Source organism: Pyxidicoccus xibeiensis, from assembly GCF_024198175.1.
Taxonomy (GTDB): Bacteria; Myxococcota; Myxococcia; order Myxococcales; family Myxococcaceae; genus Myxococcus; species Myxococcus xibeiensis.
This window is the reverse complement of the sequence record NZ_JAJVKV010000001.1, coordinates 567,920-594,898: the sequence shown is the minus strand read 5'-3', so window position 1 is coordinate 594,898 and position 26,979 is coordinate 567,920. Positions and strand designations below refer to the sequence as shown.

The 26,979-nt window shown below is 70.1% G+C and carries 22 protein-coding genes; 14 read left to right on the top strand and 8 right to left on the bottom strand.

Annotation, left to right across the window (positions count from 1 at the left end):
• Positions 1–4: 4 nt before the first annotated feature.
• Positions 5–775, bottom strand: a complete 771-nt coding sequence (locus tag LXT23_RS02345; protein ID WP_253978403.1) for a rhomboid family intramembrane serine protease — start codon at positions 773–775, stop codon at positions 5–7.
• A gap of 157 nt (positions 776–932) precedes the next feature.
• Here LXT23_RS02345 and LXT23_RS02340 point away from each other — a divergent pair, with 157 nt between their 5' ends.
• Positions 933–1,457: a hypothetical protein gene (locus LXT23_RS02340; RefSeq protein WP_253978402.1), complete on the top strand. Its 525-nt coding sequence runs from the start codon at positions 933–935 to the stop codon at positions 1,455–1,457.
• A 42-nt stretch (positions 1,458–1,499) separates the two neighbouring features.
• On the opposite strand, the gene rnz is transcribed toward LXT23_RS02340, so the two are convergent.
• Positions 1,500–2,423, bottom strand: a complete 924-nt coding sequence (gene rnz / locus LXT23_RS02335; RefSeq protein ID WP_253978401.1) for a ribonuclease Z — start codon at positions 2,421–2,423, stop codon at positions 1,500–1,502.
• A gap of 116 nt (positions 2,424–2,539) precedes the next feature.
• On the opposite strand from rnz, the gene LXT23_RS02330 reads away from it, so the two are divergent.
• From LXT23_RS02330 to LXT23_RS02310, 4 genes are all read left to right on the top strand, one after another.
• The gene (locus tag LXT23_RS02330) at positions 2,540–3,232 is read left to right on the top strand and encodes a DUF2293 domain-containing protein (RefSeq protein WP_253978400.1); all 693 of its coding nucleotides are present in this window, start codon (positions 2,540–2,542) and stop codon (positions 3,230–3,232) included.
• 244 nt (positions 3,233–3,476) lie between these two features.
• On the top strand, positions 3,477–4,415 hold the full coding sequence (locus tag LXT23_RS50020; RefSeq protein ID WP_267146669.1) for a TetR/AcrR family transcriptional regulator: 939 nt from the start codon (positions 3,477–3,479) through the stop codon (positions 4,413–4,415).
• Positions 4,412–5,524, top strand: a complete 1,113-nt coding sequence (locus LXT23_RS02315; protein ID WP_253979515.1) for an efflux RND transporter periplasmic adaptor subunit — start codon at positions 4,412–4,414, stop codon at positions 5,522–5,524. Before LXT23_RS50020 ends, LXT23_RS02315 begins: the two co-directional genes overlap by 4 nt.
• Before the next feature lie 34 nt (positions 5,525–5,558).
• The gene (locus LXT23_RS02310) at positions 5,559–8,678 is read left to right on the top strand and encodes an efflux RND transporter permease subunit (protein WP_253978399.1); all 3,120 of its coding nucleotides are present in this window, start codon (positions 5,559–5,561) and stop codon (positions 8,676–8,678) included.
• A gap of 609 nt (positions 8,679–9,287) precedes the next feature.
• Here the strand turns inward: LXT23_RS02310 and LXT23_RS02305 are convergent.
• Entirely contained in the window at positions 9,288–9,914 is a 627-nt protein-coding gene (locus LXT23_RS02305) for a hypothetical protein (RefSeq protein ID WP_253978398.1), read from the bottom strand.
• A gap of 263 nt (positions 9,915–10,177) precedes the next feature.
• On the opposite strand from LXT23_RS02305, the gene LXT23_RS02300 reads away from it, so the two are divergent.
• The 3 genes from LXT23_RS02300 to LXT23_RS02290 are packed head-to-tail and all read left to right on the top strand — an operon-like array spanning position 10,178 to position 11,776.
• Complete coding sequence (locus LXT23_RS02300) at positions 10,178–10,735, top strand: DUF2378 family protein (RefSeq protein ID WP_253978397.1); 558 nt, start codon at positions 10,178–10,180, stop codon at positions 10,733–10,735.
• On the top strand, positions 10,725–11,216 hold the full coding sequence (locus LXT23_RS02295) for a hypothetical protein (RefSeq protein WP_253978396.1): 492 nt from the start codon (positions 10,725–10,727) through the stop codon (positions 11,214–11,216). Before LXT23_RS02300 ends, LXT23_RS02295 begins: the two co-directional genes overlap by 11 nt.
• A gap of 35 nt (positions 11,217–11,251) precedes the next feature.
• Positions 11,252–11,776, top strand: coding sequence for an NUDIX hydrolase (locus LXT23_RS02290; RefSeq protein ID WP_253978395.1), 525 nt, complete (start codon positions 11,252–11,254; stop codon positions 11,774–11,776).
• 1 nt (position 11,777) lies between these two features.
• Here LXT23_RS02290 and LXT23_RS02285 read toward each other — a convergent pair whose 3' ends face one another.
• The 3 genes from LXT23_RS02285 to LXT23_RS02275 form a co-directional block, all read right to left on the bottom strand.
• Positions 11,778–12,206, bottom strand: a complete 429-nt coding sequence (locus tag LXT23_RS02285; protein WP_253978394.1) for a hypothetical protein — start codon at positions 12,204–12,206, stop codon at positions 11,778–11,780.
• A 206-nt stretch (positions 12,207–12,412) separates the two neighbouring features.
• A complete protein-coding gene (locus LXT23_RS02280) occupies positions 12,413–12,979 on the bottom strand; it encodes an endonuclease dU (protein WP_253978393.1) in 567 nt (188 codons plus the stop codon).
• A 91-nt stretch (positions 12,980–13,070) separates the two neighbouring features.
• A complete protein-coding gene (locus LXT23_RS02275) occupies positions 13,071–13,274 on the bottom strand; it encodes a cold-shock protein (RefSeq protein ID WP_002635980.1) in 204 nt (67 codons plus the stop codon).
• 261 nt (positions 13,275–13,535) lie between these two features.
• Between LXT23_RS02275 and LXT23_RS02270 the strand changes: the two genes are divergently transcribed.
• Positions 13,536–14,090 carry an SPW repeat domain-containing protein gene (locus LXT23_RS02270; protein ID WP_253978392.1) on the top strand — a complete coding sequence of 185 codons (555 nt, stop codon included), beginning with the start codon at positions 13,536–13,538 and terminating at the stop codon, positions 14,088–14,090.
• The gene (locus LXT23_RS02265; RefSeq protein WP_253978391.1) at positions 14,087–14,407 is read left to right on the top strand and encodes a transcriptional regulator; all 321 of its coding nucleotides are present in this window, start codon (positions 14,087–14,089) and stop codon (positions 14,405–14,407) included. The genes LXT23_RS02270 and LXT23_RS02265 overlap by 4 nt, the downstream gene beginning before the upstream one ends.
• A gap of 76 nt (positions 14,408–14,483) precedes the next feature.
• On the opposite strand, the gene LXT23_RS02260 is transcribed toward LXT23_RS02265, so the two are convergent.
• A complete protein-coding gene (locus LXT23_RS02260) occupies positions 14,484–17,009 on the bottom strand; it encodes a sodium-translocating pyrophosphatase (RefSeq protein WP_253978390.1) in 2,526 nt (841 codons plus the stop codon).
• A gap of 298 nt (positions 17,010–17,307) precedes the next feature.
• Entirely contained in the window at positions 17,308–18,354 is a 1,047-nt protein-coding gene (locus LXT23_RS02255) for a hypothetical protein (protein WP_253978389.1), read from the bottom strand.
• A 1,138-nt stretch (positions 18,355–19,492) separates the two neighbouring features.
• Here LXT23_RS02255 and LXT23_RS02250 point away from each other — a divergent pair.
• The 4 genes from LXT23_RS02250 (at position 19,493) to LXT23_RS02235 (ending at position 26,896) form a co-directional block, all read left to right on the top strand.
• Complete coding sequence (locus LXT23_RS02250; protein WP_253978388.1) at positions 19,493–20,539, top strand: substrate-binding domain-containing protein; 1,047 nt, start codon at positions 19,493–19,495, stop codon at positions 20,537–20,539.
• Positions 20,540–20,666: 127 nt separating this feature from the next.
• Entirely contained in the window at positions 20,667–21,722 is a 1,056-nt protein-coding gene (locus tag LXT23_RS02245; protein WP_253978387.1) for a Vgb family protein, read from the top strand.
• 229 nt (positions 21,723–21,951) lie between these two features.
• Positions 21,952–24,723: a c-type cytochrome gene (locus LXT23_RS02240; RefSeq protein ID WP_253978386.1), complete on the top strand. Its 2,772-nt coding sequence runs from the start codon at positions 21,952–21,954 to the stop codon at positions 24,721–24,723.
• 49 nt (positions 24,724–24,772) lie between these two features.
• Positions 24,773–26,896, top strand: coding sequence for a DUF4397 domain-containing protein (locus LXT23_RS02235; protein ID WP_253978385.1), 2,124 nt, complete (start codon positions 24,773–24,775; stop codon positions 26,894–26,896).
• Positions 26,897–26,979 lie beyond the last annotated feature (83 nt).

Here is a 26,979-nt window from a genome sequence, read left to right as displayed (position 1 = left end):
AAGCTCAGGGATGGTCCGGGTGCAGCCGGTGCCTCCACGACGTGCGCTGGGCGGTGTAGCGCGGGTTCTGGAACAGCTTGATGAGCACCACGCCCGCCACGAAGCCGCCGATGTGCGCCCAGAAGGCCACGCCGCTGGCCACCTCGGGCATGGACATCAGCTGCGGCAGCCCGCTGACCACCTGCACCACGAACCACCACAGCAGCACCGCCCAGGCGGGCACCGGGATGATTTGGATGAAGATGAAGAGGATGAACAGCATGTTCACCCGCACGCGCGGATAGAGCACCAGGTAGGCGCCCATGACGCCGGAGATGGCGCCGGAGGCCCCCACCGTCGGAATGGGCGACACGGGGTCCACCGCCATGTGCGCCACCGCCGCGGCCACGCCGCACAGCAGGTAGAAGAGGATGAAGCGCAAGCGCCCCATGCTGTCCTCGACGTTGTTGCCGAAGACCCAGAGGAACAGGCAGTTGCCGATGAGGTGCATCCACCCGCCATGCAGGAACATGGAGGTGATGGGCGTGAGGCGGTTGAAGACGTCGGCGTCCACCCCGCAGGAGATGCCGTCCGCCAGCTTCAGGATGAACCCGAGCTCCGCGCGGCCCGTCAGCTCCATCGGGATGAGGCCGTACTCGCACACGCTCTCCGCCAGCCGGTACTCGTCCAGCCCCGCCCCCTGGATGACCACCCAGACGAAGAAGACGGCGCCGAGCAGCAGGTACGTCACCACGGGGGTGCGCAGGGTCGGGTTGTCGTCACTGATGGGAATCATCGCAGGGCCCCATCATGTGCACGGCTTCCGCCGCGCGGCCACACCCGGAGCGTGGGCGGAACACTTGCGCCTGGCAACCAATCCCAGGGGGCACTTGGCGACGGGAGCCAGGGTGAGGGATGGTTGCGCACCTCACACTCCCGTGGAGTCCTGAGCAATGAACCTGTCGATGTCCCGTCGCGGCGCCGCCGCCCTCCTGATGCTGGTCGCCGTCTCCTTCACCACCGCGGGCTGTGCCGGCCGCCGCCGCGAGGCCTTCCTGCACGACAAGGCCCGCGAGCACGTCTACCGCAAGCCCATCGCCGAGGTGTGGCCCCAGGCCCTCGCCCTGCTGAAGGAGCGGGGCTACTCCTTCCGGGCCGGCAAGGAGGGCTTCGAGGCCTCCACCGAGTTCAAGATGGAGGGCGCCCCATCCTCTCTGGGCACCACCTACGTGGCCTACCTCGTGCGCGGCATCCAGAAGGGCCCCGGCCAGTGCTCGCTCGAGTACTGGAAGCGCATCTCCACCGAGTCGCGCGGCGCCGACAACACCACCGGCCGCCGCACCGAGGTCAACGACGCGGCCCCCCGCACCGACACCGGCAACTTCAACCGCGACGAGGAGCTGGAGTGGGAGCTCATCCAGAAGGTGGACAGCGAGTCCGCCAACGCGCTGAAGGCCCAGGCCGAGAAGCTCGAGTAGTCTGCGGCAGCCGGTGAGCCGCCGCCGCGCGCGCTGGCGTCTTCAGTCGCGCAGCGGCAGCTCCACCGTCAGCCCGTCGAAGGCGACCTCCACGGGCCCTTTGTATTCCTCGCGGGCCTGCGCGAGCAGCCTCGCGGGCTCGGTGTCGTGGCGGCTGGACAGGTGGGTGAGCACCAGCCGCCGCGCGCCCGCCTCCCTCGCCACCCGCGCCGCCTCGCGCGCCGTGGAGTGGCGCGTCTCCAGCGCCCGCTCCTGCTCGTCGTCGGAGAAGGTGGACTCGTGGACGAGGAGGTCCGCGTCCTTCGCCGCCTTCACCACCGAGGCGCAGGGCCGCGTGTCCCCGGAGATGACCAGCCGGCGGCCCAGGCGCGGCGCGCCCAGCACGTCCTCCGGCTTCACCGTCCGCCCGTCCTCCAGCGTCACCGGCTCGCCCCGCTGCAGCTTCCCGAAGCTGGGGCCCTCCGGCACGCCCAGCTCCCGCGCCGTCGCGAGATTGAAGCGGCCCGGCCGGTCGTCCTCCACCAGGGCGTACGCCAGCGCGTTGATGCGGTGGTCCACGCCCACCGCCTGCACGACGTAGCCGCCGCGGCGCACCTCGTCGCCGTCCTTCACCTCGTGGATTTCGATGGGGAAGGACAGCGACTCCACGCCCAGGTGGACGGCCTGGTGCAGCAGGCGCTTCGCCGGGGGCGGTCCGTACAGGCGCACGGGCTCGGTGCGGCCCATCATCCCCAGCGTGCGCAAGAAGCCGATGATTCCCAGGTAGTGGTCCGCGTGGAAGTGCGTGAAGAACACCGCGTCCACGGTGAAGCCGGTGCCGTAGCGCACCATCTGCCGCTGGCTGCCCTCGCCGCAGTCGAAGAGCAGCAGGTCCGCGTCCGCCTTCACCGCGAGTCCGGACAGGTTGCGGTGCAGCGTGGGCTGCGCGGCGGAGGTGCCGAGGAAGGTGAGCCTGAGGAGGGACATGCCAGCACTTCCCACGCGAAGAGGACCTCCCGCGCCCTGCAACCCACGGCGCGAGGCGGCCATTTAGCAGGGTTGGATGCACCCGTGCTATGAGGCCGCCCCCCTCTGACACTCCCATGCCCGAATCCCTGACTTTCGGCCCCACCTCGGACCCCCGCCGCGTGCGCGCGCCGGACGGCCGCGTCCTCACCGTGCCCGACGGCTGGGCCCTGCTCCCCCCGGGAGACGCCGGCCTCACCCGCCGCGTGAAGGCCGCGGGCCCTTCCTGGACGGTGGTGGAGAAGGTCGGCCGCAAGCTCTTCTCCCGGGGCGTCTGGGCCCCGGAGGCCCACATCCTCCAGGCCCGCGCCGCCCTCGACGCCGAGCGCGCCACCCCCGCCTACGAGAAGAAGCTGGCCGCCGGCCGCGAGCGCCGCGCCCGCGAGCAGGAGGCGTACGAGGTGGACTTCGCCAACGCCGTGCTGCGCTTCCTCGCCTTCTCCCCGGCCTGGCTGCCGCACGCGAAGCGGCTGGCCGTCCTGGTGGCGGCCCACGCCACCCCCGTGGGCAGCGGCACCGTGGCACGCACCGAGCGCATCCCGATTGAGCGCCGCGCCGAGGCCGCCGTCATCGCCTGGATGCGCCATCAGACGACCACCTACGACGACATGCGCATCGCCCGCGTGAAGGGCGCCCGCCGCGAGGTGCGCCGCGAGCTGGCCGACATCTCCCGGGCCGTGCTGGACCTGCACCGCCGTGACGCGCCCCACGGGGCCTCCGCCTGTCCGCTGTGCACCGCCCTGGCCCGTCCCGTCCAGGCCCTCCCCTGAGGTCCTGACGCCCTGGACCGGAGGGCAGGGCAAGGGCTGATGGAAGACACCTCCGGGGTGACGCCGGCTCCAGGAGGTGGGACTCCTGTGCGTCCGGGGCCGCTGGCGGCGCACACTGGCGCCTCCCGTCGGGCCCGGGGCGCGCGGACTTCACCCGCCGATAAGCCGGGCCGTGTGGGTTCCTGACCCGCGATTCAGCCATGTTTGCGTTGTTTCTGACCGGCGGGTTAGTAACCGGACCGTCATGGCCCGTCCCGCGGACCCTCATGCTCGCACTGCCCTGGTGACCGCCGCCCGCGCGGAGTTCGCCCGCAGGGGCCTGCGGGGCGCGCGCATCGAGGACATCACCGCCGCCTGTGGCCTCTCCAAGGGCGCCTTCTATCTGCACTTCCCGTCGAAGGAGGCGCTCTTCGGGGAGGTGGTGGGCGCGTTCCAGGCGGGGCTGGAGCGGGTGAATGCCCGGCGGATGGAGGCGATGGAGCGCTTCCTCTCGGAGCATGGCGTGCCCGGGCCTCGAGACAGGCGGGAGCGCAGCGAGCGCTACCAGCGCCTCATCGGGCTCGAGGCCGCGCACGACCTGGAGGCGATGGAGCTGGTGTGGGCGTACCGGGACGTGTCCCTGGTGCTCCTCAGCGGCAGCCAGGGCACCGAGTTCGAGTCCTTCCTGTGGCAGGTGACGGACACGCAGGTGGCGCGCGTCGCCCGGGACTTCCAGCGCCTGCAGGAGGCCGGCGCGGTGGACCGCGAGCTGGACCCGGAGCTGTTCGGCTCCGTCATCGTCGGCGCCTACCTCCTCCTGTCCAAGCAGATGGCGCGCCTGAAGGAGAAGCCGGACCTGGCCGCCTGGGCGCGCACGCTCCAGCGGCTGTGCCAGGAGGGCACCATGCCCCAACTGGACGACGAGGCGCCCCGGCCCCCCCGGGCCGCGTCGGCCCGGACCGCCGAGCCCGTCCCGTCCCGGCCTCCCGGGGCCGCGCAAGCCGCCTCGGCCCGGCCTCCCCGGGCCGCGCGTGCCGCCCCGTCCCGGCCTCCCGAGGCCGCGCGTGCCGCCCCGCTCACATCGGCCCGGGAGGGCAACCTCCCACGGGCCACCCCTGCCCGCTCCGTGCGGCCCTCCGCCCCTTCCACGCGCCGGCCCCGCGCCCGCGCGAAGACCCGTCACACCCCGAGGAAACGCCCGTGAATCCCTCCTGGAAGCCGTCCGCTGTCCGTGCGCTCGCCGCCGTGGGGCTGGCCACCGCCACGCTGTCGCTGTCCGCCTGCCAGAAGGCGGACGCCTCCGCCTCGGCGCCGGCCGCCAAGGCCACCGGCGACGCGGCGACGATGCCCGCCGTGAAGGTGGTGGCCGCGCGCACCGTGCAGGCCGCTCCCAGCGAGCAGGTGACGGGCACGCTCTATCCCGCCCAGGGGCTGCAGGTGGGCTTCGAGGTGGGCGGCAGGCTCGCGGCGGTGAAGGTGACGAAGGGGCAGGTGGTGAAGAAGGGCGACGTGCTCGCGCAGCTCGACCCGGAAATCTCCGACGCGCAGGTGGCCGGCGCCGAGGCCGCGGTCGCCGCCGCCGAGGCCGCCGCCGCCATGGCCGCCGACGTGGCCGCCCGCAACGTGAAGCTCCAGCAGGAGGGCGGGGTGAGTGACTTGCAGAACCGCTCCTCCACCGCGACGGCCGAGCAGGCCCGCGCGCAGGTGCTGGCCGCCAAGGCGCAGCTCGCCCAGGCCCGCGCCGCGCGCCGCCGGCACGAGCTGCGCGCGCCCTTCGCCGGCACCATCATCGACGCGCCGGAGCAGACGGGCGCCACGGTGGCCCCCGGCATGCCGCTCTTCACGCTGGAGAACCTGGACACGCTGCTCTTGAAGACGACGGTGGCCGAGTCCATGCGCGCGCGGCTCAAGCCGGGCGTGAAGGTCCGCGTGGAGTCCATCGGCGCGCGCGCCTCCTCGGAGGACGCGGTGGTGCGCAACGTGCTGCCCTCGGCGGACCCCGGCACCCGCCGCGTGCCGGTGGAGCTGTCGGTGCCCAACCCGGACGGCCGCTTCGTGGCGCACACGCTGGCTCGCGCCGTGCTGCCCATGGGCGAGGCGCAGGCGGCCCAGGTGGTGCCGGGCACCGCGCTGTCCTCCAACAACGGGGACCATGTCTTCGTCGTCGCGTCCGGCGAGGTGCGCCGCGTGGACGTGCAGGTGCTGGAGCGCCGCGAGCGCGAGGTGGTGGTGCTGGCCCCGGCCCCGCTGGAAGCCGTCATCGACTACCCGACGCCGGGCCTCTCGCAGGGCACCCGCGTCTCCGTGAAGTAGCCGCCCCTTTCGCAAGGCCCCCTGGAGCCTCCCCATGCTTCTCAGCGACGTCTCCATCCGCCGGCCCGTCTTCACGGCCATGCTGTCGCTCTGTCTCATCGTCCTGGGCCTGATGGGCCTGGGACGCGTGGGCACGGACCTCTACCCGGACGTGTCCTTCCCGGTGGTCATCATCAACACCGTCTACAAGGGCGCCGGCCCGGGCGAGATTGAAACCCAGGTCGTCAAGCCGCTCGAGGACGCGGTCGCCGGCATCAGCGGCGTGGACAAGATCCACTCCTTCAGCCGGGAGAACCTGGGCACGGTGGTGGTGCAGTTCAAGCTGACCGCGCCGCTGGACCGCGCGGTGCAGGACGTGCGCGACAAGGTGGCCGGCGTGGCCAACAAGCTGCCCCGGGACTCGGACGCGCCCGTCGTCGGCCGCGTGGACCTGTCCGCCACCCCCATCCTCACCTATGCCGTCTCGGCGGAGCTGCCCTCGGCGGAGCTGCGCCGGCTCATCGACGACCGCATCAAGCCCGCGCTCGCGCAGCTGGAGGGCGCCGCGGAGGTGCGCGTCACCGGCGGCGACACGCGCGAGGTGCAAATCGACATCGACCTGGACAAGGCGCGCGCGGCGGGTGTGTCCCCGCTGGACATCGCCCAGCGCGTGGGCGCGGAGAATTTGGACCTGCCGGCGGGCCGGCTGTTGCTCGGGCCCAGCGAGCTGACGGTGCGCTCGCTGGGGCAGTTCCGCGACGTGGACGAGATTCGCGCGCTGCCGGTGGCGAAGAGCCGCACCGGCGCGCAGGTGCGCCTGGATGAAATCGCCACCGTGACGGACGGCGTGGCGGAGCGGCGCACCCTGGCGCGCCTCAACGGCCAGGACGCGGTCATCCTCGAAATCGTCAAGCAGCCGGGCTCCAACACCGTCGCGGTGAGCGACGCGGTGAAGAAGACGATGGAGCAGATGGGGCCCGCGGTGGGGCAGGGCTTCAAGGCCTCGCTGCTCATCGACCAGTCGGTGCTCATCAAGGAGAACGCCCACGAGGTGTGGATTGCGCTCGTCTTCGGCGGCGCGATGGCGGTGCTCATCATCCTGATGTTCCTGCTGGACGGGCGCGGCACGTTCATCTCCTCGCTGGCGCTGCCCACCTCCGTCATCGGCACGTTCTTCGTGATGTACATGCTGGACTACACGCTCAACCAGATGACGCTGCTGGCGCTGTCCCTGGCCATCGGTCTGCTCATCGACGACGCGGTGGTGGTGCGCGAGGCGATTACGCACCGGCTGGAGAAGGGCGAGGACCCGATGAGCGCCGCGTCCAACGGCACGAAGGACGTCGGCCTGGCGGTGCTCGCGACGACGCTGTCGCTGGTGGCGGTGTTCGTGCCGGTGGCCTTCATGCCCGGCATCGTCGGCCAGTTCTTCAAGCAGTTCGGCATCACCATCTGCGCGGCGGTGCTCGTCTCGCTGTTCATCTCCTTCACGTTGGACCCGATGATGTCCGCGCGGCTGGCGAAGGCGCGCAAGCCGGGCGAGGTGCACCGGGAGAACGCGGTGGCCGCCGCGCTGCGCCGCTTCCTGGACGGCACCGAGCGCTTCTACGAGGGAATCTTGCGCTGGGTGCTCGCGCACAAGTGGGCCACCGCGGGCATCACCGTGCTGGTGCTGGCGCTGTCCTTCGGGGCGGCGAGCCGCCTGGGCCTGGAGTTCATGTCGCCGGAGGACCGCTCGCAGTTCCTCGTGGACCTGACGCTGCCGGACTCGGTGAACCTCTCGGAGACGGAGGCGCGCACCGCGGAAGCCGAGGCGCTCCTGCTCAAGATTCCCGAGGTGACGGACGTCTACGCCATCGTCGGCACCAACGGCGACGTGAACAAGTCGCGCCTGCGGGTGCTGACGGTGGGCAAGGACGCGCGCGAGAAGGGCATCCCCGTCATCAAGGAGGAGGCCCGCGCGCTGCTCACGCCGGCGCTGGTGGCCACGCGGGTCAACCTGATGGACCCGCCGATGCTGGAGGGCCTGGGCGACTACTACCCCATCATGGTGCGCATCACCGGCCCGGACCTGACGCGCGTCAACCAGGAGGCCGAGCGCATCGCGGGCATCCTGCGCGAGCTGCCCGGCACGGCGGACGTGCGGGTGGAGTCCAACCCGCCGAAGCCGGAGATGCAGGTGCGCATCGACCGGGCGCGGGCGAGCGACGCGGGGCTGAACGCGTCGGCGCTGGCCATGCAGCTGCGGCTGGCCATCAGCGGTGACGTGGTGGCGAAGCTGCGCGAGGGAATCACGGAGACGGACATCCGCGTGCGGCTGGCGGAGAAGGACCGGGCCACTCCGGAGCGCGTGCGGCAGCTGGAGGTGTACACGGCGCGCGGGCTCTTGCCGGTGTCGGACCTGGCGCAGGTGGAGCTGAAGGACGGGCCCAGCGTCATCGAGCACGACAACCGCGAGCGGCAGATTGCCGTCTACTCGCAGCTGGGCAAGGGCGCGGCGCTGGGCGACATCGCCACGCAGCTGAAGGCAAGGGTGGCGGCGCAGCCGCTGCCGCCGGGGTATGCCGTCACGTACGACGGGCAGATGAAGAGCCTGGACGAGCAGAACAGCGCGTTCGGCATGGCCTTCGGGCTGGCGTTCGTCTTCATCTACATGGTGCTGGCGAGCCAGTTCGAGTCCTTCAAGCACCCGTTCACCATCATGGTGTCGCTGCCGCTGGCGCTGGTGGGCGCGCTGCTGGGGCTGGTGGTGACGGGCTACCACCTGTCCATGGGCGCGATGATTGGCGTCATCCTGCTGATGGGCCTGGTGACGAAGAACGCCATCCTCCTCATCGACGGTGCGCTGCAGCACCTGCGCGAGGGGGACACGGTGGACCAGGCGCTGCTGAAGGCGGGACCGCGGCGGCTGCGGCCCATCCTGATGACGAGCGCGGCGATGGCGATTGGCATGGTGCCCACGGCGGTGGGCACGGGCACGGGCTCCGAGTTCCGCGCGCCGATGGCGATTGCGGTGATTGGCGGCGTCATCACCTCGACGTTCCTGACGCTGCTGGTGGTGCCGGTCGTGTTCGCGGCGATGGAGCGGCTGCGCTTCGGCCGTCGGCGCGCCGCGGACATGACGCCCGCCGCCCCGGTGCCCGCGGTGGAGCAGGGGCCCGGCCGGGCCGCGTGACACGTGGCACACCGGGCCCGTGACTCATGGCGGGCCCGGTGTTGCCTTCTGTCAGTGCGTCGGGGGCTCCGAGGGCGCCTCGGGCTGGGGCGCTGGAGCGGGTGTCGGCTCTGGAGGCGCTGTCGTGGTGCCTTCCGGGGCCGGAGGTTGGATGCCAGGTGCCGGGCTCTGCGTGGGAGGCGAGGCGGGAGGCGGTCCCCACGGCGGCGCCTCGGCTACGACTTCTCCCTGGGCCGTGACGGCGTACTCGACCCACCAGTCGAGGACCCGTCCAGCCGGGCCGCCGCACCGGTCGAAGCGCTGATGCAGCACGACGAAGTACAAGCCCGTCTTGGGCTCGGTGAAAATGGCAACATCCAGTCCCTGTTCCGGGCTGGAGCAGCCTTCGAATGCGCGAGGAAACCGGTTCTGCTTCACGAACTCCCGGACGGCGGCTGCTGCCGCGAGCGCCGCTCCAGCCTCCATGGGTTGGCCGACGAGCCGGGTCGATTGCTCATCCGGCCATTCGATGACTCGCTTTCGCGAGGAGAAGGGCAGTGTGCAGCCGGCGAGCATCCCCAGCACCACCGCCAACGCACCTGAGCATGTCCGTCGCCACATACCTGTCGCCTACTCGCTCAACAATCGCAGGGGTTCTTGGGTGCATCTCGGTGTCCGGCCGTGGCTCTCGGCCCCGCGTGGTGCACAGCGACCGATGGTAGCCCAGTCCTTCTTCACGCGGCTCCACTGCTGAATCTCACCCGTCGGGAAGTAGCGCAGGAAGATGCGGGTGCCGTCCTGGCGCTCCGCTACCAGCGCGGAGGCCATTTCGATGGCTGTGTTCTCGTGGATGGCCGGAGCTGGATTGCCGGGAATGAGTCGGACCTCCGCCATGGCCACATATGGGTTGAACGCGTTCGTGGGCCAGGTGCCGAGGTCATTCGAGGAAGGGGGGGCACCACAGGGATGGTTGTGGACGTACCCCACGACCCATATCTGCGAGGCGGGATAGTCATCGTCCCGGACCCTGAAGAACGGGGTGCATGCTCCATACTCGCCCCTGACGGGGTCGCTGACCCGCCACGAGAGTGACTTGCTGTCTCCCGCCACATAGATGGTCGAGCAGTACTCCGTGGACAGCCCTGCGATGGGCCGCCGGGTCATCGGGTCACACGTCCTGGCACCAGGCCGCTTGAGGAGCGCATCCGCCACATCCTGGAGCAGGGCGATGGGGATGGAGGTGTCGCCCGTGGGCATCTCGACCGCAGGCACTTCCGACCACGGCCCCCTGGCAATGGTGGGCTCCTGGACCGGGGCGCGCGAGGCGCACCCCCATAAGAGCAGCAGGCTCGGGAACGCAGGTTTCATGAGGCGCCAGGCACTCCGGATGAAAGCCCCGAAGGCTATCGGACGCCATCTTTCCAAGTAAGGCTAGGAGTTCAGGGCTGGAAGGGATTGCAATTGCGCTGCAGCCTCACGGGATTACTTCCCTGTCTCCGCACTGGAGTAGGCTTCCGTGCATGCCGGAGAAGCTCGTCTTCGAGCACACCGTGGAGGGGCTCTTCGTGCGAGGGCTGGTCGGGCGTGTCACGCCCGCACTCCGGGAGCGCTTGAAGGGCGTGGGGGTGGACCTGGACCGCAAGCTCCAGCCCGCCTACGGCTTCGACACCTTCTGCTCGGCGGTGCGCGTGGCCGCGCGTGAGCTGCACCCGGAGGTGCCGGAAGAGGTGGGCTACGGCCTCCTCGGCGAGCGCATGGTGGACGGCTACCGCGAGACGGTGCTCGGCCGCGCCGCCTTCGGCGTGATTCAGCTGCTGGGCCCCCGCCGGGCCCTCGGTCGCGCCCAGCAGATGTTCCGCTCGGGCAACAACTACTCGGAGATTCGCCTGGCGGATGTGCTGCCCACCGAGGTCCACCTGTGGATGAACGAGGCGGGCACCTTGCGCTACTTCACCCAGGGCGCGCTCCTGGCCGGCCTGCGCGCCACCGGCGCCCACCAGCCCCAGGTGGCCGTGCAGGACTTCTCCGAGGCCCATGTCACCTACCGGCTCACCTGGCGCGACGGGCGTGGCGCCTGAGCCCGGGGACAGCGCTCCGGCGCTGCTCGCCGTGGACCTGGGCCTGCGCTCGGGGCTGGCGCTCTACGGGCGCGACGGCCGGCTGCGCGAGTACCGCTCGCAGAACTTCGGCAGCCAGTCCCGCCTGAAGCGGGCCGTGCCGGCGGTGCTCAACGGGGTGGGGCCCCTGGCGTGGCTGGTGCTGGAGGGCGGAGGCCCCGTGGCGGACGTGTGGGAGCGCGAGGCCTCCCGCCGCGCCCTGCCGGTGCTGCGCGTGGCCGCCGAGGACTGGCGGGAGAAGCTCCTCTACGCGCGGGAGCAGCGCAGCGGCACCCGCGCCAAGGAGGCGGCGGACGTGCTCGCCCGGCGCATCATCGTCTGGTCCGGCGCGGCGAAGCCCACCTCGCTGCGGCACGACGCCGCGGAGGCGATTCTGCTGGGCCTGTGGGGCGCGCTGGAGGTGGGCTGGCTCGACAAGGTGCCCGCGGAGCTGCGGCGGTAGGCAGCCCCCCGCCAGACGCTCCATGATGCGGAGCCATGGCCCCCCCAGACGCGCATGAGCCCGTGGTTCCCCAGAGCGAGGGGCTGAACCGCCTGCTGGACCCGCTGGCACGCACGGCCTTCCGAGGCGCCTATGCGCTGGCGTACGTGTACTGGTTCGTGCGCCGCCCGCGCTCCCGGGGCGTCTTCGTGGGCGTGTGGCACGCGGGGCGCGTGCTGCTGCTCCAGAACTCGTACAAGTACCGCCTGGCCATGCCGGGCGGCGGCTTCCACCGGGGAGAGTCTCCCGCCGAGTGCGGCTCGCGCGAGCTGCGCGAGGAGGTGGGCGTGCACCTGGAGCCCCACGCCCTGCGCGCCGTCTTCGAGACGGTGGGCCTGGACGAGCACAAGGAGGACCACGTCCACTTCCTGGAGGTGGACCTGGACGCCGAGCCGGCGCTCACCATCGACCGCCGCGAGGTGACGTGGGCGGCCTTCATCGACCTGGAGACCGCCCTGCGGCTGCCCGTCTCGTCGCTCGTGCGCGCCTATCTGGAGGATGCCCGGCGGCGGCGGGGCTGAGTCAGCGCGCCGCGGCCTGCGCCACGGAGATCTGATCCGTGCCCAGGAAGAGCCGCGCCCGCGTCTTCGCCAGCTGCGAGTGCGCCTCCTCCAGCGACACGCAGTCCACGGTGATGTCGTCGTTGGGCGCGGCCTCCGACGCCACCCGCGCCGTCTGCAGCCGGGAGATGGTGGAGTCCGATACGTGCGCGCACATCAGGCAGCCCTTCTGCCGGCCGTACGCCACCACCTCGCCGAAGATGCTGGCCGACTCCGGCTCCAACGTCCGCAATCCCCGCATGTCCGCCAACACCAGATGCCTTCCGCCTCCGTAGGTGTCCGTCGCGGCGCGGTACGCCGCGGCGAAGTCCTTCATCTCGTTGGGCCTCACGAAGCCGCTCAGCCGGACGGTGACGGTACGACGATTCAAGTCATTGCTGACTTCGAACATGGGGTGCGCCCTCCTCGCGAGGCAAAGACTAACAAAATTTGACAAACAATTGCACCCCCCCTCCCGGCGCTCTGGCCCGGCTGGAATTGTGTCAGCGCATTGCGTTGTTTCACTCTGGCAGTGTGGGAACATTCTGACCCACTGGCACCCGCATCTGACGCCAGCGAAATCCTACGTGCCGCGTGGATGCGGGGTGTGAGCCGGGCCTACGCGCGCTGGCCGCTCTCGCCGGTGACGACGGCCGAGCCGATGAGGTGCGCCAGCCGCAGCGGCTCTGGCACGTTTCCCCGGTCCGTCACGCGTGCCAGGGCTTCCGCAGCCAGCGCGGGTTCCGCGCCCTGGACCTGGAAGGTGAAGCCGCCCAGCTGGTGGATGGGGCCGGCGCGCTTCAGCTTCGCCCAGCGCGCGTCCGCCCGGGGCAGGCGCCGCAGCGCGCGCTCCACCGCGTCCAAATCCGGCGGGCGCCGCATCACGGCCACGCACGGCTTCTTCAGGCGCGCGGCCAGCTCCGGCAGGTCCACCACGTTGAAGCCCCCGAAGGCGATGCCATCCAGCAGCACCAGGTGCAGCTGCGGGAGGAACTTGCCGCCCTCCAGCAGCCGGCACACCTCGGCGGTGGCGTTCCACCCGTCGCGGCGCACGCGGCCCCAGACCAGGCCCTCGAAGCGCGTGCCGCCGCACACCACGCCCGCCAGCGGCACGGCGGCGCCGGGGCGGCGCGCGAAGGGCCCGTCGTCGAAGCCGATGACATGGGGGAAGCGGGGCAGGCGCATGGAGGGGAGCCTCGCAAGAGTGGCCCGCAAAGAGAAAGCCCGACCTCACCAACCGGCGAGTCGGGCTTCCGTGATGCCAGTGGTCGGCCGTTCAGGCCGCGCGCACGTTCTGCGCCTGCAGGCCCTTGGGGCCGCGGCCTACCTCGAACTCCACCTTCTGGCCTTCCTGCAGGGTGCGGAAGCCATCCATGTTGATGGCGCTGTGATGGACGAACACGTCCTCACCGCCGCCGTCCTGCACGATGAAACCGAAGCCCTTCGCATCGTTGAACCACTTGACGGTACCGGTTGCCATGAATCGCGTTCTCTCGTTCAGAAGAGCGGCTCGCGCCGCGGTGTTTCGCCCTCTCAGAAAGCGGAGGGCCGTGTTGCACCTGTAGTCTGCCCGGGGCGGGCGGCCGAGTGGAAGCCCCCCTGCCTGCCTGCTACCGGGGGCGCCGGCGTGGGGGCGGGGTTCCTACCCCTGGGGCCCGGGCAGGCGAGGCCCCTGGCGCCCTGGCGCACGGGCCGCGTGGCTACCTTGGGAGCATTCGTCACGACCGGAAGGAGCGCCGCCATGGCCGAGCCGCAGACCTCCAGCTTCACCCCCTCCCTCGTCCCACCCCCCGTCCAGCCGGAGGCCCCCCTGCGCAGGGTGATACGCCGCGCACTGGATAAAAGCGCTGCGGCTGGAATCCTGTCGCGTCCGCTGCTGGGGCGGCTGCCGCTGCGGCGGTGGATACCGCAGGACGTGCACTCGCTGCTCGACTACCAGGGCGGCGCAGCGTCCGCGGTGGCCGGCGTGCTGTCGGGAGACCCGGTGGCGAAGGTGGCGGGGCTGGCGCTGGGGTCGTCCGTCATCGGCGTGTCGCTGCTCACCGACTACCGCCTGAGCCTCACCAAGCTCATCCCCATCGAAGCGCACGAAATCGCCGACTACGCCTATGGCGCGGCGGCCATCCTCGCGCCCTTCCTGCTGGGCTACGCGAAGCGCAGCCCCATTGCAGCCGCCATCCATGTGCTGGTGGGGGTGTCCACCATCGCCGCCTCGCTGGTGACGGACTACCGGTGCCAGACGGGCATGCACCTGGGCGGCGAGCTGGGCACGGACCCGGAGGCGATTGGCGCGTGAGCGCCCCCGTCCCTCCAGCGCGTGGCAGCACCGTGCGCGGCGCGCTGGAGGCGGCCCTCGTCGCCGCGCCCGAGGGCGGCCTGACGTCCAAGGACCTCTCCGGCCTGGTGGGCATCTCCGAGAAGGACGTGGCCGAGCACCTGGTACATCTGGAAATGTCCCTCAAGGCGCAGGGGCTGCGGCTGGAGGTGCTGCCCGCCAGCTGCATCGGCTGCGGCTTCGCCTTCAAGGAACGCAAGCGCCTCACGCGCCCCGGGGCCTGCCCGAAGTGCCGCTCCACCCGCATCGACCCGCCCGCCTTCCGCGTCACCAGCTGAAGGCAGACAAAAGCAAAGCGGCAGGGCACCCGGAGGCACCCTGCCGCTCGTTACTTCATGGCAACTGGAAGGCGGCTCAGGCCGTCTTCACCGCCGCCTCGGACTTGATGCCGCCAGCGCCAGCGACGCTCTGGATGCGCATGCCGTAGAAGCTCTGGTACACGAACACCGTCGACAGGACGAAGAAGACCGCCGACAGGATGGTGGTCAGCGTGCCCTGGCCGGACGCCGTCAGCTCCACCGCCAGCTCCACGGCCAGCAGGCCGAAGAGGGTGGTGAACTTGATGACCGGGTTGAGCGCCACGGACGAGGTGTCCTTGAACGGGTCGCCGACGGTGTCGCCCACGACGCAGGCCGCGTGCAGCTCCGTGCCCTTGGCCTTCAGCTCCGTCTCCACCAGCTTCTTCGCGTTGTCCCAGGCGCCGCCCGCGTTCGCCATGAACACGGCCTGGTACAGGCCGAAGATGGCGATGGAGATGAGGTAGCCGACGAAGAAGTACGGCTCCAGGCAGGCGAAGGCGAGCGTGCTGAAGAACACCGCGAGGAAGATGTTGATCATGCCCTTCTGCGCGTACTGCGTGCAGATCTCCACCACCTTCTTGGAGTCCGCCACGCTGGCCTTCTCCACACCCTCCAGCTTGATGTTGGCCTTGATGAACTCCACCGCGCGGTAGGCGCCGGTGGACACCGCCTGCATGGACGCGCCGGAGAACCAGTAGATGACCGCGCCGCCGGTGATGAGGCCCAGGAGGAACGGGGCGTGGAGCAGGGACAGGAACTGCGCCTTCTCCGGGTTCAGAATCTGCTCACCGTTGGGGCCGGTGGTGATGCCCACCAGCAGCACGATGATGGAGAAGATCATCGTCGTCGCGCCCACCACGGCGGTGCCGATGAGCACCGGCTTGGCCGTCGCCTTGAACGTGTTGCCCGCGCCGTCGTTCTCCTCGAGGAACTGCTTGCCCTTCTCGAAGTCCAGGTCGAAGCCGAAGTCGCGCTTCACCTCTTCCTTCACGTTGGGGACGTTCTCGATGAGCGACAGCTCGTACACGCTCTGCGCGTTGTCCGTCACCGGACCGTAGGAGTCCACGGCGATGGTGACCGGGCCCATGCCCAGGAAGCCGAAGGCCACCAGGCCGAACGCGAACACCGGGGCGGCGAGCATCAGCTGGCCCACGCCCGCGCCCTCGACACCGGCGCCGCTGAACCAGAACGCCAGGCCCATCAGGCCGGCGATGATGAGGCCCATCCAGTAGGCGGAGAAGTTACCCGCCACCAGGCCGGAGATGACGTTGAGGGACGCACCACCCTCGCGGCTGGCCGTGACGACCTCGCGCACGTGGCGGCTCTCGGTGGAGGTGAAGGCCTTGATGGCCTCCGGGATGATGGCGCCGGCCAGGGTGCCGCAGGTGATGATGGCCGACAGCTTCCACCACAGCGTCTCGTCACCGCCCAGGTTGGGGATGAGCAGGTAGCTGACCACGAACGTCAGCGCCACGGAGATGATGGACGTCACCCACACCAGCGCGGTGAGCGGGTGCTCGAAGTTCATGTGGTCCGCGTTCTTGTACTTGGCGGACTGGTACATGTTGTTCAGGGCGTAGGCGGCCAGCGACGCGAGCACCATCACGATGCGCATCACGAAAATCCAGACGAGCAGCGGGACGCGGAAGGGCACCTCCACCGCCAGCAGGATGAAGGTGATGAGCGCCACGCCCGTCACGCCGTAGGTCTCGAAGCCGTCCGCGGAGGGGCCCACGCTGTCGCCCGCGTTGTCGCCGGTGCAGTCGGCGATGACGCCCGGGTTGCGCGCGTCGTCTTCCTTGATCTTGAAGACGATCTTCATCAGGTCGGAGCCGATGTCGGCAATCTTCGTGAAGATGCCGCCGGCGATGCGCAGCGCCGAGGCGCCCAGCGACTCACCGATGGCGAAGCCGATGAAGCACGCGCCCGCGAAGTCCGCCGGGATGAACAGGAGGATGGCCAGCATCAGCAAGAGCTCGGTGCTGATGAGCACCATGCCGATGGACATACCGGCCTGGAGCGGAATGGCGTAGGTGGGGTAGGGCTTGCCACGCAGTGACGCGAAGGCCGTGCGGCTGTTGGCGAAGGTGTTGACGCGGATGCCGAACCAGGCCACGCCGCAGGAGCCGGCGATGCCCACGAGGCTGGCGATGAGGATGATGACCACCCGGCCCGCGCTCTGGTGCGCGAGGAAGCCGAAGTAGCCCACCATCACCACCGCGATGAGCACCCACAGGATGCCGATGAACTTGAGCTGCGTGACGAGGTACGTCTTGCAGGTCTCGTAGATGAGCTCGGAAATCTCGAGCATGGCCCGGTGCACGGCCATCTTCTTCAGGCTGGCGTACTGCAGGAAGCCGAAGACGAGGCCCAGCACACAGACGGCGATGCCGGACAGCAGCAGGTCGTAGCCGGTGAGGCCACCGATGAAGGTCTGGGAGCGGAAGTCGGGGAGGACGAGGTCCGCCTCACTCGCGTGGGCGGCGCCGGCGACGAGGACCGTCAGGAGCCCCAGGGCTCTGGCGGCCGCGCCGGTGACGCTCTTGCGGAGGGCGTCCATCCGAGAAACGGTGCGTGTCATGGGGGTGCAACTCCTCACAGAGACTCAGTCCAGGCGCGCGGCCGGGTACTCCGCGTGCCATGGGAAACAGGGAGTGGTGTCGAGGGGTTGGCCGCCTGCGAACGGGGGCTCCGCGCGCCTGCGCTTCAGCACAGCCTCGCCCCTCAGGGCGCAGAGTCGCACGTCCTGAAGGCGGCCCGCGAATAACATGGACGCGGCTGGAAAGTCGAATTCTCAGGGGTTTTGGCCCTCCCCCCACGTCCAACTTCCCGGGGAAATCAGGGCCTTGGCCACCCCCCAGGTCAGACGGCGGGGGGCCTCAGGGGCGCAGGCGGAGGAGGAAGCCGTCCTGGGGACGCGGGTACGGCGTCTCCGCGGGGAGCCTCCGGGCCAGGGCGCCGGCCACCAGGGTATGACCCGCCGCGTCGACAGCCAGCGCGCGGGCCAGCACGGCTCCGGAGCTGGGGAAGCGACGCACCCAGAGTGAGGCCCCGTCTTCCGGGAGGAGCCGGGCCACGTAGAGGCCCGCCGGCGCGGTGGAGCCCGCCTCGGCCGAGTCCAGCGCCAGGGCGCCGTCATGGCTGCCGGCCACGGTGAGCTGGCCGGCGTCGTCGGTGGCCAGCGCGGCGGCGGTGGCGTCGAAGGAGCGCGCCCAGCGCTCCTCGCCTCCGGCGTTGTAGGCGGCCAGGAAGCCCTGGTACCCGCCCGAGGCGTGGGCCCTGGACTGGAAGTAGAAGCGGCCGGTGAAGTTGCCGCCCACGAAGACGCGGTCGGAGCCGACGGCCACGGCGTTCGCCGTGCCCTCCGCGCCGCGCAAGTCCCGGCTCCACGCGTGCGCGCCGTCGGGTGTCAGCTTGAGGACGAAGGGCGTGCGCTGCCGCACGCTGACGAAGGAGGGCCCGCCGAAGCACACCGTGCCCGCGTAGGCGCCCGCCAGGTGGATGCCGCCGAAGAGGTCCACCGCCACGGCCCGCGCCGTCACCAGCCCCTTGGGGCCCGCGGCCCAGGTGCGGCTCCAGCGCGTGCCGCCGTCCGCGTCCAGGCGGACGGTGAAGGCGGCCCGCTCCCCCGGAGGCGGCTCCCGCACCGCGTCCCCGAAGTCGCGCCGTCCGGTGAAGTCTCCCACCAGCACCACGCCGCCCGCGCCGTCCGCCGCCAGGGCCTGCACGTGGAGCGTGCCGTCCCCCGCGAAGCCGCGCACGCGCTCCAGGGCACCCTGCGGTGACAGCCTCGCCACGAAGGGGCCTTCCGGCAGGGCCTGCGTGCCCAGCGAGTAGCCGGCCGAGCTGCCTCCCAGCCACGCACGGCCCTCGCGGTCCACGGCCAGCCCGCCCACCCGGCCGCGCGCCGCCGACTCCCGGGGCACGAGCCCATGCGCCCAGCGCAGGGCCCCTTCCGGGGAGAAGCGCGCTACGAGTAAGTGAGGTGCTTCAGCAACATGATTGAAGGGCAGGGGACTTCCCCCGATGTCCAAAGGCTCGCGGTACGTCGCCGCGACGAGGACGTCCCCGTCGGGAGCCACCACGGTGTGCGGTGCCTCGCTGTCCCCGAGCACCAGCGACCGCGACCATGCAATGGCTCCCTCGCCCTCACCCGCGACCGACCCCGCTACCTCCAAGCCCGGAGCGCGTGGTGCCGCGTGAGCCCTCTCCCCGCACCCCACGTGGAGAAATCCCAATGCGCACACCACAGCTGCCAACCCTCGCGCCACCATTCCCCGCCCCGGCCTCTCCCCGCCCCCAGCCCCGACAGCCCCCTGCCCTTCAACCGGGACAGCCCTTCTGCAAAGGCATTGCCATCGTGCCTCGCGAGGGGCGTTCCCCTCTGGGGACGCTTTGGACCCTGGCCCCGGGGACGAGAGGGATGTCCTGCGTGCTGAAAAAACTCCCTGTCCTGGGGAGAACGAAGGAGCAAGAAGCGACGGTGCGACACTCCCCCAGGGCAGGACGTGGAGGGAATGCAGGCGGGCGTGGCCCCCGGCCCCCACATGTCCAGCCGCGGACACGCGGGCTCCATGCCGCGCGATGTGGAGCCCGCGCGCTACAGGCGCGAAGCGCGCCCCCGGGCGGAGGCGCGTCGGTGGGGCCGCCGGCGCCGGGCGCGCGGCGCAGACCCAATCCCTGACACGCCCGCTCATGCGCGAGGCGCCACGGATGTGAAACATCACGCGCATGCAAATCACGGACATGAAACGCATCGCCCGCAAAGCCTTGCATCCGCGCGCCCTGCAAAGACTTGCGGGCATGTGACGGTTGGGCGCGGGAAGATTCCCGCGTGACGGTGTGACCCGGTGCTGGCGGAGATTTGACGCAACTGAGTCATCAATTTCTCGCGCCTTGAGGCACCTTGCGCTCCGTCGAATCCGGGGTGCCCCCGGTTCGATGGTCCTCCCCTGAAGCAAAACCTTTCAACCGGGTCCCGCAGCGCGGGGAGGCACCGTCTTGCCAGGAAGTCTCGGGCGGCGAGTGGCGTGTCAACCCAGTGCAACACCTGAGGAGTCGTCCATGAAGATGATGAAGATGGTGATGTCCGCCGCGGTCGTCGCGGTTTCTGTCGTGGGTTGCGGTGGTCAGTCCAGCGGCGTGGAGGCTCCCCTGGCCCCCTCGACCTCCTCTGCCGAGCTGACCAACGGGAACTGGCTGTTCGGCTCTGACACCCTCAAGGGTGCGATGATCTCCGCCGGCATCTCTTCGGCCTCGGGTCTCATCATCCAGGGCAAGGGCTCGGGCGTGGGTGAGGGCTGCATGCGCACCGGCGCGACCTACAAGGACGCCGCTGGCAACACCGTCACCGCCTGTGCCGGCCGCCAGCAGACCATCGCCCCCATGTCTCGCGACCTCAAGTCCCCCTGTCAGGCCGGTGAGAGCAGCAACATCGTCGCCCTGGACGCGGTGAGCGCGTTCGTCTCGGCCAGCAACGGCGTCACGAACATCACCACGGCCAACCTCACGAAGGTCTTCTTCAGCAACACCGGCGCCTGCATCAGCGACTGGAGCGCCCTGGGCCGCGCCACCGGCGGCGCCATCGTCAAGTATCGCCGTGACGACGTGTCAGGCACCACGGACACCTTCAAGACGCTGCTGGGCGGCACCACCTTCTGCTCCGACGTCGTCGTCGTCTCCGACAACGACACGGCCAAGGGCTGCACGGGCCTGAGCGCCACGGACTGCATCGAGAAGCTGACCGCGAACAACAACAACGCCATCGGCTACTCCGGTGACTCGGCCAAGACGCCGGCCGGCACCACCCCGGCCAACCTCGCCCTCAGCGTGGACGGCATCGCCCCGACGGCGGCCAACGTCCGCAAGCTCGTCTCTGGCGCCTCCGGCGTGTACCCGCTCTCCCGCTTCATCTTCGTGAACGAGAACATCAACTTCGCCAAGGACACGAAGGAGCAGAAGCTCTACGACTGGATGTACAACAACAAGCAGTCCTTCGAGAACATCCTCGTCGGCCAGGGCTTCATCTCCTGCAGCACCAACGGCCCGCTGGAGTGCGGCGGCGACCTGAACGACGGCCGCGGCGCCGGTGCCTGCTACCAGGCGTTCTAGTCCGCGACGTCCAGTCCTCGTGACCTGAAGTCGGGGCGGAGGCGTGAGGCATCCCCTCACGCCTCCGCCCCTCGTGTCGTTGTGCCGCTGTCCCAACCCCCACACTGGAGTGAGTCTCACCATCCCCATGCGCACTTCCGCTCGGTCGTTCCTCAGCACCTCCCTGCTCGTCGCCTCCACCACGCTGCTCGGCGCTCCGGCCCTGGCCCAGGAGACGGACTCCGCGTCCCTGAGCAACCCCTTCGTCTGCCGCCGCCCCAAGGGCGCCGCCGGCACCATCACCGAGTTCGCCCTGCCCACGGCGGGGGCCTCTCCCTCCGGCATCACCGTCGGGCCGGACCTCAACCTCTGGTTCGTCGAGGCCAGCGCGGGCAAGGTGGCCCGCTCCACCCGTGACGGTGCGGTGACCGAGTTCGCTCTCCCCACGGCCTTCTCGTTCCCGAAGTCCATCACCCCGGCCCTCGACGGCAACCTCTGGTTCACCCAGCTGGCCGTGGACCAGATTGGCCGCATCACCCCCCAGGGCGTCGTGACGGAGTTCCCGCTGCCCCTGCGCGGTGTCTCTCCTCATGGCATCAGCGCCGGCCTGGACGGCAACGTCTGGTTCACGGAGCTGACGGGCAACCGCATCGGCCGCATCACGCCCGCGGGTGTCGTCACCGGGTTCGCCATCCCCACCCCGGACGCCCTCCCGCTGGACATCTCGGTCGGCGGTGACGGCAACCTGTGGTTCACGGAGTTCATGGGCAACAAGATTGGCGTCATCACCTCCGACGGCACCATCACCGAGTACCCGCTCCCCACTCCCTTCAGCGGCCCCAGCAGCATCGCCGTGGGCTGGGATGGCGCCATGTGGTTCACCCAGCAGTTCACCGGCAAGATTGGCCGCATCACCCAGGACGGCGTCATCACCGAGTACGCCCTCACCAACCCCGCGGCCGAGCCGGTGGAAATCACCCCGGGGCCGGACGGCGCGCTGTGGTTCGTCGAGCTGTCGGGCAACGCGGTGGGCCGCATCACGCTGGACGGCGCCATCACCGAGTACCCCATCCCCACGCAGAACAGCCAGCCGGCCGGCATCACCTTCGCGCCCCCGGGCTTCCTCTGCCTGGATGCGCACCTGTGGTTCACGCAGAGCGGCAGCGACAAGCTGGGCCGCATCCGCGCCGTCACGGTTCCGTGATGGCGGGGCCTTGAATCCGTGACACGTCAGGGCAAACCCATACATCCTCGTATGGCCTGGCTGTCACGGGCTCGCAAATAATGAGAGCAGGCCCCGAAGCAGGGGCCTGCATTGTCGATTCCGAGAGGCACCTGCGGTAGTAGACGACCCGCGCGCCACGCCATGCGCCCGCGCTGACTTCTGTCACAAGTCTTTGTCGTCTGACGCGAGCCTCGAGGAGGAACTGTCCATGTCGTTGGAGAGGAATTGGTCCGCCCTGACACAGGTGTTCTGGTGGGGCTTGCTGGCGCTTCCCCTCGTGGTGGGTTGTACGTCCAATGACGAAGCGCCACCCACGCAGGCGGTGGAAGTTCCCGTGCGCTGCGATTGGCCCGCGCAGTCCGGCGAGCGGGTTCCGATGAAGCGCGGCGGGCCGCGGAGCGTCACGCGCAAGGAGGTGTTCAGCACCCTGCGGGCGCGCGTGGATGCCCAGTGCGGCACCTGCCACCTGACTCCCGAGGCCCGGGGCGGCTTCCAGTACACGTCCGACGCGGCGGGGCTGAAGGACGCCGCGCCGCGCATGGCCGCCCTCGCCTCCCAGGGAGCCATGCCTCCCCAGGCCTCCGCGGATCAGGCGGAGGCCTCGGCGGGCCTGGCTTGCGCTCTCAATGCCTGGCTGGCCCAGGGCGCCCCCGCGGAGGGGGCCTTCGACGTGAGCTGTGAGACGGAGGCTCCGGCGGATGCCGTCGTGGTGGCGAGGGATGTCGCCAGCGGCATGACGGACCTCGGCCACTGCATTCCCGACCCGGGGGAGACTCAGCAGCTGGGCTCGGACCCGGAGAAGGATGCCTGGTTCGCTGGCCTCACCGAGCTGCCGCGCTTCCTGTCGGAGACGGACACCGACATCATGACGTTCGACACGCTGAAGCTGGCCCGCAGGGGCACCTTCGCGTTCGTCCCCACCTACCAGCTCTTCTCGGACCACGCGAAGAAGCTGCGCCTGGTGCACGTCCCGGCGGGGCAGGCCATCGAGTACGACGCCGCGGGCAAGCGCTTCAAGATTCCGCCCAACACCCGCTTCTACAAGACCTTCTTCAAGGCGGTGAAGGACGCCAGCGACAACGTCACCTACCGCCGCATCGAGACGCGGCTCATCGTCACTCGCGAGCGCTGGCAGGACACGATTTTCGGCACGTACATCTGGAACGAGCAGGGGACGATGGCGGAGCTGCACGACCTGCGCTACCGCGACGGCTCGCGCTTCTCGGACCGCGTCCTCGTCTACACCACGGACGAGGGCCGTGGCGACACGCGCAACTACGCAATCCCCGGCCGGCACCGCTGCATCAACTGCCACCAGGGCGCGGAGGCACAGAACTTCATCCTGGGCTTCACCCCACTGGAGCTCAACCGCCGGGCCCGGGGCGAGGGCGGGCTGGACCCGGCCGTGGACATTCTGGCGGACGAGCTCTCGCAGGTGGACCGGCTCATCAAGTACGGCGTCATCAAGGGGCTCTCCTCGGCAGCGGAGCTCCCCAGGCTGGAGGACTTCAAGTCCAGGCGCACGGACAAGGGCTACCGCAACGAGCACGAGCTGGCGGTGCAGGCGTACTTCATCGGCAACTGCTCACAGTGCCACAACCCCAATGGCTTCGCGGTGGAGAGCAACCCGGCCATCGCCGACCTGGACTTCTCCGCCGGCGGCATCCTCCCCGACTTCCCCACGGACCGGCTGGAGGTCAACAAGCTGAAGCGCTACGTGGACCTCCGGGGGGACTTCGAGCAGGAGCTGCGCAGCACCACTCCCGCCAGCAGCCTGTTCCACCGCATCATGCGCGACTCCGACGAGCAGTACATCCACATGCCCGCCAACGTGCCCGGCAAGGACTGCCGGGCCGCCCTGGTGGTGGCGCGCTGGATTGGCTCGATGAAGCGCGACAGCGACAACGGGTTGACGGAATCCGCGCAGGAGGCCGCCAGGCGCGCCCGCCTCAAGGTTGCCGACGACGTGATGTGGGAGACCTGCAAGAACCCCCGGAACATCCGGTGGGTCTCCGAGGATTTCACCGACAAGGTTCCCTACCAGCCGCGAAATCTGAAGTGGAAGGAGAAGATCCTCCCGCCGGGCCCCTTCGCGCACCTGATGGGATACCCCATCACCGACAGGCACGAGCAGCTCGCGAGCAAGCTGTTCCCCACCAACTGGTGGTTGCGCAAGACGGTGTGCGGCTTCGGTCCCCGCCGTGGGCCGCCGCCCGAGCTGGACCGGAACGACCCGCTGGACCGCTGGGCGTGGGATGAGCTGGGTGAGCCTGTGCAAGACTGGAACACCCTCTACTCCTCCACCCCGGGGGCGGTGGTCTTCCAGGGCGTCTGTGCCAACTGCCATGGGCGGCTGGGCGATGGGCAGAGCGGCGCCGCCAAGGCCCTCGCCGCGTTCAGCGGCGACCGGGTGGCCAACCTCGTCGATGGGCTGTTCGGCTACCGGCGCGATGGCTCGCGGAACTTCGACATGTTCACGGGCGATGGGGCGCTGGGAGCCCATGGAGGGGCGCGCTACCTGGCGTTCATGGCCTCGGGTGGAACGGACGTGAAGTTCACCGTTCCCTTCATGCTGGCCTGGGTCAAGTACGGCGAGGTCGACATCGACTTCTCCGGTGACGGTGATGACTGGGGGGCGTGGGGCGCCAACATGCTCGGCGCCGCCAAGGGCGCGTGCGACCTGATTCGCGTGGGCAGGTTCGGCACGGGAACGTCCTCGGAGCCCAGGAGCAACAATCCGAACGCCATTGGCGGTGTCCGGATGTGGACGGAGATCTGCACCCTCGACAACCCGCTCACCGACGCCGTGCGGAGGGGGGACCTCACCGTCAAGGAGGAGTGGCTGCGGCGCGCGGAGTTCAACGCGGGCGTGATGGCCTACTTCTACCTGCGGGACCACCTCTCGCAGGACAAGCCGCCCGCGCTGCTGAGGACCGAGTGCGAGAGGCGGCCTGGCGGCTCCAGCACGGGCCAGCCGTGAATCCTGTCAGCAGCCAACACGAAACCTTCCCGGAGGGGGAGCTAGCGCGATGAGACATGTCTTCAAGGGAGTGGTGTTGACGCTGGGGCTGGTGCTGGCCGTGGGCACGGCCGGCTGTGGCAGCTCCGAATGTGAGGCTCCGGCCGACTGCGAGGGCAGCGCTGGCGAAGGCCAGCAGTGGGTCTGTCGGGAGGAGAAGTGCGAGCGCGAGCCCCTCACCGTCACCTGTACCGCCGACCAGGCCCTGAGCAACGGGGCGTGCGTGGCGTGCGGTCCGGGACAGGTAGCCGCCGGGGACAAGCGGTCATGCGTGGCGTGCCCGTCAGGGCAGGCGGAGCTGGCGGCTGGCGAGTGCAGGGCGTGCCCCTCTGGCCAGGCCCCCACGCAGGACCGGACCTCCTGCGCGCCCATCCAGTGTGTGGCCGACCAAGTCTTGGAGAATGACCGCTGTGTGACGTGCAGCGCGGGCCAGGTCCCTTCCGGGGACACGCGCTCGTGCGTGCCGTGCGCCGCGGACCAGCGCGAGAACAACGGGACGTGTGTGGCGTGTGGTCCTGGCCAGGTGGTTTCCCAGGACAAGCTGTCGTGTGTGGCGTGCGCCGCGAACGAGATTGAGCAGAACGCGGCGTGCGTGGCATGCCCGGCGGGCCAGGTTCCGAGCGACGCCAGGGATGCGTGCGTCACGCCTCCACCGACCGTCGCCTATGTCCGCTTCGTCAATGCGTTCCTCGGCCTGAAGAACAACGCCAGTGACTCGGAGACGGCGGCATGGGACCCGTACAAGATTGACGTCTACCAGGGCGACACCCGGCTGTTCGCGTCCGTGGGGCCCGGTGACGCGGCGGTGACGGAGTACAAGGAAGTCCCCGTGGGGACGCTGACCTTCGTCGCGAAGAACGCGGAGGACGCCACCGCGCCCGACGTGGCGAGCTCGGGGGCGGTGACCCTCGCCGCCGGAGAGCGCCTCACGCTGGTGACCATGGCCTTCGCCAACAACAGCGACGTGACCGATGTCCGGCGGGCCCGGCTGCTGGCGCTGAAGGAGTCGTTCTCCACTCCCGCCACGGGCGCGGCGCAGGTGGTCGTCGTCTCCGCGGACCGCGTGATTGACAATGACGCGGAGGGGAATCCGCACTCCCGGACCTTGACGGACGTCACGAGCACTTCGGGCGAGCCGGTGGCCATCTCGGCCAACGCCTACTCGCAGAGCAGTGCCGGGGGCGTCTCCGTGCCGGTCACCGCCTCCCGGTTCGAGCTGTCCTCCTCGGACTCGACGGGCTTCCCTCCCGCGACGAACAAGCGGATGTACTTCACGGTCCCCTCCGGCCGCATGGTGGCGGGGAGCTCCTGGTTCGTCATCGTCACCGGCGACGCCCGGCGTCCGCTCGCCGACGAGGGGCAGCCTGCCTTGCTGCTGGTCCGCGCCGGAAGCAACGAGTTCGTCCGCGTGCGCAGGGACCCCATCGTCTACTTCTTCAATGCGCTCCTGCCCGCGGAGGGGCAGTCGCAGTCCCCGGCGCTGCAGGTGCTCAGGAGCGACGGGCGCAGGGTGGTGGTGAACATGCAGTACAACGGCGCCACGTCCGTGGGGGAGCTGCCGCCCACCGAGACCGGTCAGGCGCTCACGGTCACCGAGAACGAGAACGACAGCGCGACGGTGCTGCAGTCGCAGAGCGGAGCCCTGCTGGCGGGCCGGCGCTATCTCGTCGTGGTGACGGGCCAGGCGGGACAGACTGGCGCGCTCGCGCCCCGCTCCATCTTCGTCCCGGACACGTTCGCCGCGGACGCCCTGGACGCGCGCGTCCGCGTGGTCAACGCCATCCCGAACGCTCCCGCTGGCGGCGTTGGCTTCGGCCACTTCGCGGTCTCCGGAAACACCCGCGCGGACCCCTTCACCCCTGTCGTCGGTGGGGTGGCCTACGGCGCGGTTGGCGCCGGGGACGAGGGCGTTCCCTTCGCCCCCCCGACGACCTCCAACCGCCGCGTCTTCTACGGGCTCCAGGACACCGGGGACGGCGCCGCGCCGGTGCGTTGGGCCCAGGGGAACTCGATGTCGCGGCCCCACCTCGTGGTGCTGCTGGGCAGCTGGGCCTCGCCGACGTTCCGGGCCTTCAACGTGCGCAGCAACTCGTGGGCGGCGATTTCACCCAGCGCGGCGTTCGCGAACCCGTAGCCGGCCTTCCGGCGCCTGCTGACGGCCGCTGTGGACCCCCAGGCAACACGCGCCTGGAGGCCGTGGACCCGGGCGCAACATGT